General features: G+C 71.9%; 11 protein-coding genes. 8 read left to right on the plus strand and 3 right to left on the minus strand.

The genetic code is table 11. The annotated features are described in order from the left end of the window. Positions 1-76 precede the first annotated feature (76 nt). The 3 genes from AB0C66_RS01255 (at position 77) to AB0C66_RS01265 (ending at position 3341) form a co-directional block, all read left to right on the plus strand. Positions 77-1240: an acyl-CoA dehydrogenase family protein gene (locus tag AB0C66_RS01255; protein WP_362431275.1), complete on the plus strand. Its 1164-nt coding sequence runs from the start codon at positions 77-79 to the stop codon at positions 1238-1240. An 8-nt stretch (positions 1241-1248) separates the two neighbouring features. Beyond that, positions 1249-2313, plus strand: coding sequence for an acyl-CoA dehydrogenase family protein (locus AB0C66_RS01260; RefSeq protein WP_362433277.1), 1065 nt, complete (start codon positions 1249-1251; stop codon positions 2311-2313). Positions 2314-2756: 443 nt separating this feature from the next. Next, positions 2757-3341: an ATP-binding protein gene (locus AB0C66_RS01265; RefSeq protein WP_362431278.1), complete on the plus strand. Its 585-nt coding sequence runs from the start codon at positions 2757-2759 to the stop codon at positions 3339-3341. 332 nt (positions 3342-3673) lie between these two features. Here AB0C66_RS01265 and AB0C66_RS01270 read toward each other — a convergent pair whose 3' ends face one another. Beyond that, positions 3674-4600: a cyclase family protein gene (locus AB0C66_RS01270; RefSeq protein ID WP_362431280.1), complete on the minus strand. Its 927-nt coding sequence runs from the start codon at positions 4598-4600 to the stop codon at positions 3674-3676. A gap of 96 nt (positions 4601-4696) precedes the next feature. Between AB0C66_RS01270 and AB0C66_RS01275 the strand changes: the two genes are divergently transcribed. The 4 genes from AB0C66_RS01275 (at position 4697) to AB0C66_RS01290 (ending at position 9442) form a co-directional block, all read left to right on the plus strand. After that, positions 4697-5623 carry an SDR family oxidoreductase gene (locus AB0C66_RS01275; protein ID WP_362431282.1) on the plus strand — a complete coding sequence of 309 codons (927 nt, stop codon included), beginning with the start codon at positions 4697-4699 and terminating at the stop codon, positions 5621-5623. A gap of 65 nt (positions 5624-5688) precedes the next feature. Continuing rightward, the gene (locus AB0C66_RS01280) at positions 5689-6888 is read left to right on the plus strand and encodes an acyl-CoA dehydrogenase family protein (RefSeq protein WP_362431284.1); all 1200 of its coding nucleotides are present in this window, start codon (positions 5689-5691) and stop codon (positions 6886-6888) included. Continuing rightward, positions 6885-8363 (plus strand): aldehyde dehydrogenase family protein, encoded by a 1479-nt coding sequence (locus AB0C66_RS01285; protein WP_362431287.1) that lies wholly within the window; start codon positions 6885-6887, stop codon positions 8361-8363. The genes AB0C66_RS01280 and AB0C66_RS01285 overlap by 4 nt, the downstream gene beginning before the upstream one ends. Before the next feature lie 26 nt (positions 8364-8389). Then, complete coding sequence (locus tag AB0C66_RS01290; RefSeq protein WP_362433280.1) at positions 8390-9442, plus strand: Zn-dependent alcohol dehydrogenase; 1053 nt, start codon at positions 8390-8392, stop codon at positions 9440-9442. On the opposite strand, the gene AB0C66_RS01295 is transcribed toward AB0C66_RS01290, so the two are convergent. Next, the gene (locus tag AB0C66_RS01295; protein WP_362431289.1) at positions 9432-10457 is read right to left on the minus strand and encodes a helix-turn-helix domain-containing protein; all 1026 of its coding nucleotides are present in this window, start codon (positions 10455-10457) and stop codon (positions 9432-9434) included. The two genes, AB0C66_RS01290 and AB0C66_RS01295, sit on opposite strands and share 11 nt — an antisense overlap. Before the next feature lie 191 nt (positions 10458-10648). On the opposite strand from AB0C66_RS01295, the gene AB0C66_RS01300 reads away from it, so the two are divergent. After that, on the plus strand, positions 10649-11926 hold the full coding sequence (locus AB0C66_RS01300; RefSeq protein ID WP_362431291.1) for an MFS transporter: 1278 nt from the start codon (positions 10649-10651) through the stop codon (positions 11924-11926). 26 nt (positions 11927-11952) lie between these two features. On the opposite strand, the gene AB0C66_RS01305 is transcribed toward AB0C66_RS01300, so the two are convergent. Continuing rightward, positions 11953-12597 (minus strand): flavin reductase family protein, encoded by a 645-nt coding sequence (locus tag AB0C66_RS01305; protein ID WP_362431294.1) that lies wholly within the window; start codon positions 12595-12597, stop codon positions 11953-11955. Positions 12598-12622: the final 25 nt, after the last annotated feature.

Here is a 12622-nt window from a genome sequence, read left to right on the forward strand (position 1 = left end):
CCGGTGTCACGCTGTTCTGACGCTCCATCAGAAACGTCCATCAGAGTCAGCGGAATCGAAGGGCGGGCGGTGGCCGATGGATCTCTCCTGCACCGAGGAAGAGGAGGACTTCCGGCACCGGCTGCGCGGCTGGCTCGGCACGGTCCTGCCCACGCTGCCGCCCCGCCCGGACCCGGCCGACTGGCCCGGCCGCCGGGCCTACGACTGCGGCTGGCAGCGCAGGCTGTACGACGCCGGATACGCCGGGCTGCACTGGCCGGAGGAGGCCGGGGGCCGGGGCGCCACCCCCACCCAGCATCTGATCTTCCTGGAGGAGACGGAGCGCGCGGGCGCGCCCTACGTGGGCGCCAACTTCGTCGGACTGCTGCACGCGGGCCCCACCATCGCCGCCGAGGGCACGGCCGGGCAGCGGGCGCGCTGGCTGCCACCGATCCTGCGCGGCGACGAGGTCTGGTGTCAGGGCTTCTCCGAACCCGGGGCCGGATCCGACCTGGCGGCGCTGCGCACCAGGGCGGTACGGGACGGCGACGCGTATGTCGTCAGCGGCAGCAAGATCTGGACCTCGCACGCCGAGGTCGCCGACTGGTGCGAACTCCTGGTGCGTACGGCGCCGGTGAGCGAGGACACCCCGAAGCACCGGGGCATCTCCTGGCTGGCCCTGCCGATGGACGCGCCGGGGGTGACCGTACGGCCGCTGCGTACGCTCGCCGGAACCGCGGAGTTCGCCGAAGTGTTCCTGGACGAGGTGCGGGTGCCGGTCACCCACAGGGTCGGCGCGGAGAACGACGGCTGGCGGGTGACCATGGTGACGCTCTCCTTCGAGCGCGGCACCGCGTTCGTGGGCGAGGTCATCGCCTGCCGCCGGGTGCTGGAGTCGCTGGCCCGGACGGCGAAGGCCAACGGCCGCTGGGACGACCCGGGGCTACGGCGGCGGCTGGGGCGGCTCGCGGCCGACTGCGCCGCGCTGTGGCGGCTCACCCAGTGGAACGTGAGCGAGGCGCAGCGTACGGGCGGAGTGCCGGGCGTCGGCGGCTCGGTCTTCAAACTGCGCTTCTCACAGGTGCGGCAGGAGCTCTACGACGCGGCCGCCGAGGTGCTGGGGCCGGACGCGCTGGACGCGGGGCGGGAGTGGGTCGTGGACCGGCTCTCCTCGCTGTCGTACACGATCGCGGCCGGGACCTCGCAGATCCAGCGGAACATCGTGGCCGAGCGGATCCTCGGCCTGCCGAAGGGGCGGTGACCGGAACCGTGGACTTCTCGCTCACCGAGGACCAGCGGGCGCTGCGGGCGGGGATGCGCGAGCTGATGGAACGGCGCTATCCGCGCGCGGAGCTGCGGGCGGTGGTGGACGCGGTGGCGGCGGAGGGGGACGGCGCGGACGGCGCGGACGGTGCGGTCGACCGGTCCGTATGGCGGGAGCTGGGCGTGGCCGGGTTCTTCGCGCTACGGCTGCCGGAGGCGGCGGGCGGGGTGGGGCTCGGACTGCCCGAAGCGGTACTGGCCTTCGAGGAGGCGGGCCGGGCACTGCTGCCGGGCCCGTTGGCCATCACGCAGCTGGCGGCGGGGCTGTCGGCGGTGGGCCTCCCGGTGGCCGGCGCGGCCGAGGGGGAGGCCGTGGTGACGGGGCTGGACGCGGCGGATGAGGTACGTGCGTCGGGTGGCTCGGGTGGGGTGCTGGTCGAGCATCTGGCGTCGGCCGACGTGGTCCTGGTGCTCGGCGATGAGGACGCCGAGGTGCGCCCGGCGAAGGAGATCATGTCCACGGCCGAGGCCATCCGCTCCGTGGACCCGGCCACCCCGCTGCACCGGGTGCGCGGCCGGGCTCGTGGTGGGTCGGATGGCGGGGCGCGGTCATCTCCGGGGCGCGGGATCGCGGCCCGGCTGCGGCGGGAGGCCGCGCTGCTGACCGCCGCGCAACAGCTCGGCAGTGCGGCGCGGACGGTGGAGATGGCGGTCGCCCACGCCCGGGAACGGGAGCAGTTCGGCCGGGCGATCGGTACTTTCCAGGCGGTTCAGCATCTCTGCGCGTCCATGTTGGTACGTGCGGAAACAGCCAGAAGTGTGGTGTACGCGGCCGCGGTCACAGAAGACCCGGGTGACATCGCCGCGGCCACGCTGCTGGCGGATGAGGCGGCTGTCCGTAATGCCCGCGATTGTCTGCAAGTCCACGGTGGAATGGGGTTCACCTGGGAGGCTGATGTCCATCTGCACCTGAAGCGGGCCTGGGTGAGGGCCGAGCAGTGGCAGACCGCCGCGGCGGCCGAGGAGGAGCTCGCCACTGGTCTGGTGTCGACCGGTGCACGATGTTTGTAGCCGAGCTCAGGGGATACGCCTGAATTGTTGGGATGTCGCGATCTCTGGGGAAGTCCCCTGGGCTTAGAGGTGACCGAGCGTTGATACCGGGTTGTTTCCTAGGCGTGACTCGTCACAGGGGGGAGTCGGGCCCGAGCTCGGGTACTCTCCGTTGGGTGCGAGCTCTTTTGGGGTACGAAGAGTCCGGTGTTGCCCGTGGGGCGACTCCGGGCATGACAATGTGCCCCGGTCGCGCGGGGTGTGCGGCGGTTCGGGCTCGGTGTTCGAGTCCGCGTACCGCGCGTCGCACAGTATGCCCCACGCATACTCCTTGGCGCTGGAATATGACCGAAGCGCTTGTTGGGGTGACTGTACGTCAACCATGCTGTCTTGCAAGGGAGTCACGGTCCGTGACCTCTTGGAGGTACGAGGCGATGTGTCCGCCGGTTCGGATGGTGTGAGCGGTGCAGGTGCTTCAGATGCAGATGGAGGTCAAACCAGACCCCGCGGAGGTGAGCCGAGCCCGTCGATGGGCGCGCTCACGTCTCGCCGGTTCCGGGATCGCGGCCGACGAGGCGCTCGCCGATACGTTGGTGCTGCTGATTTCCGAGCTTGTCACCAACGCCGTGGTGCACACGGGCTGTCCCGCGGTGCTGCGGATGCTCTTCCCCGCGCAGTCCGCCACGGGCGGAGGTGCCGGGAGCGGTGGCGGCTCCGGTAGTGGCGGCGGTGGCGCGGCCGGTGGCGGTGGTCCGTTCGCGAGTAGGGGCGCGGGCCTCGGGACCGTCCGGGTCGAGGTCGCGGATACCAGCACCCGTGCGCCGCGGCAGCGCTGCGCCGATGAAGAGGCCACCAACGGCCGCGGTCTGGAACTGGTCGACGGTCTCGCCGACCGCTGGGGCTGGCAGCCGGAGGGTGCGGGCAAGAGCATTTGGTGCGAGATCGACCGCGGCAAGGGTGAAGATCCTTATCTGGCCGCACACAGCACCGCCCATCCGTCATCACAAATAGGGCGAACTCGACAAAGTCCAGACCAGGTGTTGACGTGACGTGGTCGGGTGATCACTCTAGGATCAGCGATTCGTCGCGAGGGGACGCCGAGGGCGTTGATGACTCTGTGAGCTCTGTGGTCAGGGAGTCGTTCCTCGGCGAGTGCGGGTCGCGGCCCGGTGGCTGAACAGGGCTCAGCTCCGGAGCCGGGTGGCGGTGCGCGGTGCCGTGCTCGGGGTGTGCATCGGCGCACCGCCGCCCGTTGACCCGCTCGTCCCCTCGCGCCGTTCGGCGCCCTGCGGGCGCGACGCCGGTGAGGCGGGGGCATGGTGCTCCTGACCGCGGTCGGTAAGCGGGTCGGTCGGCCGCGGGTCGGTCGGCCGCGGGGTGGTCAGAGGATCGCCACCGGGGCGACGGGGGAGCCCGTTCCGCCGGTGAACGGCTCGGGTGTGGCCGACAGCAGAAACGCGAAGCGGCCCTCGTCGGCGCAGACCGCCGCCAGCTCCTCCAGATTCCAGTTCTGGCCCTGCATCATTCCCATCTCGACGAGATCGAGGGCGTGTACGGGCAGCCAGAGGTCCTCGATCTCCGGCGGGAAGATCTCGAAGGTCAGCGTGTCATTGGCGACCGCGGCCACCTCACGCGCGTGGAACCACTCCGGAGTGCGGATCGACAGCCCGGGTGAGGGGTACGCGTATGCCTCCCTCTCGCCCGCCAGACAGCGCTGGATCTGACCGGTCCGGATGAGCGCGATGTCGCCGGAGCGCACCGTCACTCCGGCCAGCTCCTCGGCGGCGTCGAGATCTTCGGGGGTGACCGGGTGTCCCTCCGGCAGCCGGTCCATGCCACGGGCGCGGGCGACATCGAGGAGGACGCCGCGGGAGACGAGGTGGCGCGCCGTGTCGATACCGCTGAACGCGGCGCGGGTGTGGGCGGTGATGGAGTCGGCGGGGCGGCCGTTGTAGATCCTGCCCGAGTGCGAGACATGGGCGAGCCCGTCCCAGTGGGTGCCCGCCTGGAGGCCCATGGTCACGGCGTCGTCGCTGGTGGCCACGGTGTCCGGGCCGAAGATCTCCATATTGACCGCGACCATGGTGTGCAGGGGGTTGACCCGCCCGGGGATCATCCCGGTCTGGACCCCGTCCTGGCGCAGCGGGACCGCGAGAGGTACGCGCCGGCCGGTCCGTATGGTCGTCGCGGCCTCCCGGACCACCTCGTCGGTGATCAGGTTGAGGGTGCCGATCTCGTCCGCGGCCCCCCAGCGGCCCCAGTTGTTGACGCGCTTCGCGATCTCGTGGAACTCGGCCGGCAGCGTCATGGCATCTCCTTGGTGGTTTCGTTCGAGGGCTTGTACTCGGGCCGCCTCTGCTCAAAAATCTAACGGACCGTCAGAAACTCCGGGAGGGGACGCGACGTGGGCAACTTCTTGGACGGCAAGGTGATCGCCGTTACCGGGGCCGGGCGCGGCATCGGCCGGGCCGTGGCCCTCGCCTGCGCGGCCGAGGGAGCGAAGGTCGTCGTCAACGACTACGGGGTCTCGGTCGAGGGCGCCGAGCCCAGCAGCGAGGTCGCCGAGGCCGTGGTCAAGGAGATCGAGGCCATGGCGGTGGCGGGCACCGGCGGTGAGGCGGTCGCCGTCGCCGACGATGTCTCGACCATGGCCGGGGGCCAGCGCGTCGTGGACACCGCGCTCGCACGGTTCGGCAGCCTCGACGGTGTCGTCTGCGTCGCCGGGATCCTGCGTGAGCGGATGCTCTTCAACATGACCGAGGAGGAGTGGGACCCGGTCGTCGCCACCCACCTCAAGGGAACCTTCACCGTCTTCCGCGCCGCCGCGGCCGTGATGCGGGGGCAGCGCTCCGGCACGCTGATCGGCTTCACCAGCGGCAACCACCAGGGCAGCGTCGCCCAGGCCAACTACGCCTCGGCCAAGGGCGGGATCATCTCGCTGGTCCGCAGCGCCGCTCTGGGCCTGCACAAGTACGGAGTCACCGCCAACTGTGTGGCCCCGGTCGCCCGCACCCGGATGTCCGCCAACGTCCCCATGGAGCTCAAGGAGATCGGCGAACCGGAGGATGTGGCGGCACTCGTGGTCTATCTGCTGAGCGAGCGGGCCCGCGCGGAGCAGATCACCGGGCAGGTCTACACGATCGCGGGCCCCAAGATCGCGGTCTGGGCCCAGCCACGGGAACTGCGCGCCGGATACGCGGAAGGCGCCTGGACCCCCGAGAAGATCGCCGACTTCCTCCCGGGCACCGTCGGCGCCGACCCGATGCCGATGCTGGCGCAGTTGGAGGCGATGGCCCGGGCGGCCGCCGGCGACGAACGGCCCAATGCCTGACCGACCGGGAACCACTCCGCCGTCGGGAACGGCCACAAACGGCCAGATCGGAGAGGGGAGAGGTCGTGGACTTCGCTTTCGGGGCGGAGGACGAGCGGTTCCGCGGTGAGGCGCGGGCCTGGCTCGATGAGCATGTCGTCGGCCGGTTCGCCGCCCTGCGTGAGCAGCCACCCGGGCAGGACGGCCGGGCGGCCGCCCACCGGGAGTGGGAGCGCGCGCTCGGTGGGGACGGCTGGATCGGCCTCGGCTGGGACCGTACGCACGGGAGCTACGGAAACCGGGCCGCCACCCTGCCCCAACAGGTGGTCTGGGCCGAGGAGTACGCCCGCGCCGGGGCACCCGCCCGGCTCGGGCATATCGGCGAGAACCTCCTCGCACCCACCCTGCTCGCCTTCGGCGACACCGCCCAGCGCACCCGTTTCCTGCCCGCCATCGCGCACGGCGAGGAGCTGTGGTGCCAGGGCTACAGCGAACCGGGCGCCGGCTCGGACCTCGCGGGGGTGCGGACCCGCGCCGTCCGCGACCCGCGCGAGGGCGGCTACCGCATCACCGGGCAGAAGATCTGGACCTCCCTCGCCCATGAGGCGGACTGGTGCTTTGTGCTGGCGCGCACCGAACGGGACTCACAGCGCCACCATGGACTCTCCTTTCTGCTGGTGCCGATGGACCAGCCGGGCCGGATCGAGGTGCGGCCGATCCGGCAGCTGACCGGGACCGCCGACTTCAACGAGGTGTTCTTCGACGGGGCCGTGGCCCGCGCCGAACACCTCGTCGGCGGCGCGGGCCACGGCTGGCAGGTGGCCATGGGCCTGCTCGCGGTGGAGCGCGGGGTCTCCACCCTCGTCCAGCAGATCGGCTTCGCCCAGGAGCTGAGCCGGGTCGTGCGCCAGGCCCTGGAGAGCGGGGCCGCCCAGGAACCCGTGCTCCGCGACCGGCTGGTGCGGCAGTGGGCCGAGCTGAAGGTGATGCGCTGGAACGCCCTGCGCACCCTCGGCGCCGTGCGGGACCCGGGCGCGCCCAGCGTCGCCAAGCTGCTGTGGGGTGGCTGGCACCAGCGCCTCGGCGAGCTGGCCGTCCAGGTCAGGGGTGCGGCGGCGGCACTGGGCCCGATGTGCTGGACCGCGGGGCACCCCTATGAACTCGACGCTTCCCAGCGTCTCTTCCTCTTCTCCCGCGCCGACACCATCTACGGCGGCTCGGACGAGATCCAGCGCAACATCATCGCCGAGCGGGTACTTCACCTCCCCAAGGAATCACGCCGATGACCACAGACCGGCAGCGTGCGTACGGACATTGGATCGATGGCGCCTGGCGGGCGCCCGGCCAGGGGCACTACCCCGTGCTCAACCCCGCCACCGAGGAGACCGTCGGCCACGCCCCCGAGGCGGCCGAGGCGGATGTCGACGCCGCGGTCCGGGCAGCCCGCGCCGCGTACGACGGCTGGTCGCGCACCGCCCCGAGGGAGCGCGCCGCCGTACTCGACCGCGTGGCCGCCCTGCTGGCCGAGCGTGCTCCGGACCTGGTGCCCCTGCTCCAGGCGGAGACCGGCGCGACGCTGCGCGTCACCTCGGCGCTGCAAGTGCCCCCGGCCGTCGACCGCTTCCGCCGCTATGCGCGCGGTGCCGTCGAACCGGACACCCTGCCGCTCGCCCCGCTGCCCATGGCCGCCACCCCGCTGGCGCCCGGTGGGCTCATCGGGGCGGCCGCGGTCCGCCGCCCCCTGGGTGTCGTCGCCTGTATCACCTCCTACAACTTCCCTCTCGCGAATCTCGCGGGCAAGGTCGCCCCGGCGCTGGCCATGGGCAATACCGTCGTGGCCAAACCGGCCCCGCAGGATCCGCTGTGCTGTCTTGAACTCGGCCCGCTGCTGACGGAGGCCGGGCTCCCGGACGGTGTCTTCAACGTCGTCACCGGATCGGGCCCGGTGGTGGGCGAGGCACTGGTCGCCCACCCCGGTGTCGACATGGTCAGCTTCACCGGATCCACCACGGTGGGGAGGAAGATCGCCGAATCCGCGGGGCGGTCGATGAAGCGCACCCTGATGGAGCTCGGGGGCAAGGGCGCGGCCATCGTCCTGGGGGACGCCGACGAGCGAGTGATCGCGTCGGCGGTCGGGGCGGTCGGTTCGACCTTCTCCTTCCACAGCGGGCAGATCTGCACGGCGCCGACCCGCGTGCTCGTCCATCGATCGCTGTACGAGAAGGTCACCGCCGCACTCACACATTACGCACGGTCACTCAAGATCGGTGACCCTGTGGATAACTCCACGATCGTCGGCCCGTTGATCTCCGCGGCCCAGCGCGACCGCGTCGAGGCGTATCTCGCCGGAGCCCGTGAGCAGGGCGCCCGCGTCGTCGTGGGCGGTGAACGCCCTTCCCTCAAACCCGGTTTCTACGCCGCCCCCGCCCTCGTCGCCGACGCCACCCCCGCGATGACCATCGCGCAGGAGGAGGTGTTCGGCCCGGTCGTCGTGGCCCTGCCGTTCGACGACGAGGACGAGGCGGTGCGGATCGCCAACGGCACCCCGTACGGCCTCTACGACTACGTCTTCAGCGCCGACCCGGGCCGCGCCTGGTCCCTCGCCGCCCGTCTGCGCAGCGGCAACGTCGGCATCAACACCGCACAGCGCCACCCCGAGACCCCCTTCGGCGGGTTCAAGGACAGCGGAGTGGGCCGCGACGGCGGCTCGTTCGGCCTGCACGCGTACAGCGAACTCCAGTCGGTCGTCTGGGCCTCATGAGAGCGGTCAGAGGGAGTGTGATGAGGATGCGAGGCGTCGTCTTCGACGGCACGGAACCGCGGGTCGTCGACGATCTGGAGGTCCGGGACCCCGGCCCGGGCGAGGTCCTGGTGCGCGTCGCCGCCGCCGGGCTCTGCCACAGCGATCTGTCGGTCATCGACGGCACCATCCCCTTTCCCGTCCCCGTCGTCCTCGGCCACGAAGGGGCGGGCGTGGTCGAGGCGGTGGGCCCCGGCGTCGGCCATGTGACCCCCGGCGACCACGTCGCGCTGTCCACCCTGGCCAACTGCGGGACCTGCCCGGACTGCGACCGAGGCCGCCCCACCATGTGCCGTGCGGCGATCGGCCGGCCGTCCCGGCCGTTCTCACGCCCGGGCGGGGAGCGGCTGTTCAACTTCGCCTCGAACTCGGCCTTCGCCGAACGCACTCTGGTCAAGGCCGTTCAGGCGGTGAAGATCCCCGAACAGATCCCGCTCACCTCGGCCGCCCTCATCGGCTGCGGCGTCCTCACCGGTGTCGGCGCCGTGCTCAACCGCGCCCGGGTGGACCGCGGCGAGTCCGTCGTGGTCATCGGAGCCGGGGGGATCGGGCTCAATGTGCTCCAAGGGGCCCGGATCGCCGCCGCCTCCACCGTGGTGGCCATCGACTCCAACCCCGCCAAGGAGCCCCTGGCCAGACACTTCGGCGCGACCCACTTCGTCCCGTCCGCCGAGGCAGCCCGGGAGATCCTGCCGACCGGCGCGGACCATGTCTTCGAATGCGTCGGCTCCACCCCCCTCATCCGCCAGGCCGTCGATTTGCTCGACCGGCACGGTCAGGCGGTGCTGCTCGGCGTCCCGCCCGCCGACGCCGAGGCGTCCTTCCAGGTCTCCTCGCTCTATCTGGACAAGTCCATCCTGGGCTGCCGTTACGGCTCCTCCCGCCCCCAGCGAGATATCGCCCTCTACGCCGCTCTCTACCGGCGGGGCAGACTTCTGCTGGATGAACTGATCACCCGCAGCTATCCCGTGGAGGACTTCGCCAAGGCCGCCGACGACGCCCACCACGGGCGGGTGGCGCGGGCCGTACTCACCTTCTGACCCGACCGTCGGCGGAGGAGGAAGCCGCGCTCCCGGTGCGGAAGGTGCGCCGGTAGACCGTCGGCGAGACACCGAGCGCCGCCTGGAGGTGCTGGCGCATCGACGCGGGGGTGCCGAAGCCCGCGTCCCGCGCGATCCGGTCCACGGACAGATCGGTGTCCTCCAGCAGCTGTCGCGCGCGCTCGATCCGCTGCGTCGCCAGCCACTGGCCCGGGCTGGCACCGGTCTCCTCACGGAAGCGCCGGGTGAAGGTCCGTACGCTCATCGACTCCCGGGCGGCCAGCTCGCGCAGCGAGACGGGGCGGTCCAGACGGCCCAGGGCCCAGGCGCGCGCCGCCGTCGTGGTGGCCTGCTGCGGTTCGGGGAGCGGACGGCGGATGTACTGCGCCTGGCCGCCGTCGCGGTGCGGTGGCACCACACTGCGCCGGGCGACCTCGTTGGCCACGGCCGTGCCGTGGTCGCGCCGCACGATATGCAGACACAGATCGAGACCGGCGGCGGCACCGGCCGAGGTGAGGACATCGCCGTCGTCCACGAAGAGCACGTCCGGGTCGACCTTGATGGACGGGAAGAGCCGCTGGAAGTGGTCGGCCTCGTGCCAGTGGGTGGTGGCCGGGCGGCCGTCGAGCAGACCGGCCGCCGCGAGCACGTACGAGCCGGTGCAGATCGACACCCAGCGGATGCCGGGGCGGGCATGGGCGAGCGCGGCGGCGAGCGACGGGGGCAGTACGCCCTCCTCGAAGACCGGCCCGAGTTCGAACGAGGCGGGCACCACGATGGTGTCGGCCTCGGCCAGCGCCTCCGGACCGCGCTCCACGGTGATCGGGAAGTCGGCGTCGGTGCGTACCGCACCGGGCTCGGGGGTGCAGGTCACCACGTCGTAGAGGGGGTGACCCTCGGACGAGCGGGCCTTGCCGAAGATCCGGTAGGGGATGCCGAGTTCGAAGGGGATCACGCCGTGCAGGACGAGCACCACCACACGGTGGCGCGCTGTGGTCGTCTCCCGCCGGGACATCCGCCACCTCCAGAACGAAACCGCCACCGGGACAGGGGCTGGCCCGATTCTAGCGAATGCTGTCCCACGGGCCACTCGCTCGTCCCGGCCACTGCGCCGATGCTGGTCCGGTGACGCAGACAGCCGGACTCCCCGGAGCCTCAGAACAGGATGGGCGGCCGCCCGGAACGACCTCGCGGCGGGCGCCCCGCGTGCGCCTGCCCCGCCGTACCCCGCACCGCGCGTGGCTGGTCGCCGCCGTCACCTTCGTGACGATCATCGGGGCGGCAGGCTTCGCCTCGCTGCCCGGTCTGCTGATCGATCCGCTCCATGAGGAGTTCGGCTGGTCACGCGGCACGATCGGGCTGGCGGTCTCCGTCAATCTCGCCCTCTACGGGCTCACCGCGCCGTTCGCGGCGGCCCTTATGGATCGCTTCGGCATCCGTAAGGTTGTCGCCGCCGCCCTGATCGTGATCGCCGCGGGCGGTGGGCTGACGGTCTTCATGACCGCCGCATGGCAGCTCGTCCTCTGCTGGGGCGTGCTCGTGGGGCTCGGCAGCGGCTCCATGGCGCTCGCGTTCGCCGCGACCGTCACCAACCGGTGGTTCACCGCCCGACGCGGGCTGGTGACCGGCCTCCTCACCGCGGGAGGGGCCTCCGGACAACTGGTCTTCCTGCCGCTGCTCTCCTGGATCGTCGAACACCACGACTGGCGGCCCGCCGCCGTGACGGTCGCGCTGGCCGCGCTCGCCATCGTGCCGTTGGTCTGGCTGCTTCTGCGCGACTATCCCTCGGACGTGGGGCTCGCTCCTTACGGTGTCGACGGCCCGCCCGCCCCGCGCCCCGCGCCACGGCGGGGAGCGGCCCGCCGCGCGGTCTCCGCGCTCACCTCCGCGGCCCGCGGCGGCACCTTCTGGCTGCTCGCCGGGACCTTCGCGATCTGCGGCGCCTCCACCAACGGTCTGATCAAGACCCATTTCGTCCCCGCGGCGCACGACCACGGGATGCCGGTGACGGCGGCCGCGAGCCTGCTCGCCGTGGTCGGGGTCTTCGACATCCTGGGAACGGTGGCGTCCGGCTGGTTCACCGACCGCTTCGACGCGCGGCGGCTGCTGGCCGTCTACTACGCGCTGCGCGGGATCTCGCTGATGTTCCTGCCGATCCTGCTGGCCGACGCGGTACATCCGCCGATGATCTTCTTCATCGTCTTCTACGGCCTCGACTGGGTCGCCACCGTGCCGCCGACCATGGCGCTGTGCCGGGAGCGCTACGGCGAGGACAGCGCGATCGTCTTCGGCTGGGTGCTGGCCTCCCACCAGGTCGGGGCGGGGCTGGTGGCCTTCCTGGGCGGCGCCGCGCGCGACGCCTTCGGCTCCTACGACCTCGTCTGGTACGCCTCCGGGGCGCTGTGCGCGGTGGCGGCCCTGATGGCGCTGGTGATCCGGCGGTCCGCACCGGTCACGGCCGAGCCGGTGGCCCCCGCGGTCTGAGGGCCGCCGTCCGGGGCGCCGGGGCGCTACGAGGCGGGTGTGAAGGCGCCGAACCCGCCCCGGTGGAAGAGCAGCGGTCCCGCTCCCGCCGCCGACTCGTCCGTGCCCAGCGCGCGCACCCGGCCGACGACGACCAGGTGGTCGCCACCGGTATGCACGGTGTGCACGGCGCAGTCGATCCACGCCGGAGCGCCGGTGAGCCGGGGGGATCCGGTGGCCGGGGTCGGCTGGTGGGCGACGCCCGCGAACTTGTCCGGCCTTACGGAGGAGCTCACCGCGAAGCCCCGGCACAGCTCGCCCTGGTCCGCGCCGAGGACGTTGACGCAGAAGACCCCGGCGCGGGCGATCCGCGGCCAGGTGGTGGACGTACGGGCGACCATGAAGGCGATCAGCGGCGGGACCAGGGACAGTGAGGTGAACGACTGGCAGGCGAAGCCCGCCGGGCCCTCCTCGTCCGTAGTCGTGATCACGGTGACGCCGCTCGCGAAGTGCCCCAGCACCCGGCGGAATTCGGCCGGGCCGAACGGAACGCGCTCGTCGGCCCGGACGCAGCGCAGCTCGGGCGGGGGCAGCGGGTCCACCGCGCGCGGGGCGGACGTCGGTGAGCCGACCGCGCGCAGATAGCGGACGGCGGTGGCGGCCATACCGGCATGTCCCATCATGGGTTCCATTGAATCTGATGGATCGTCAGATAGG

This window comes from Streptomyces sp. NPDC048636 (assembly GCF_040650655.1).
Taxonomy (GTDB): Bacteria; Actinomycetota; Actinomycetes; order Streptomycetales; family Streptomycetaceae; genus Streptomyces.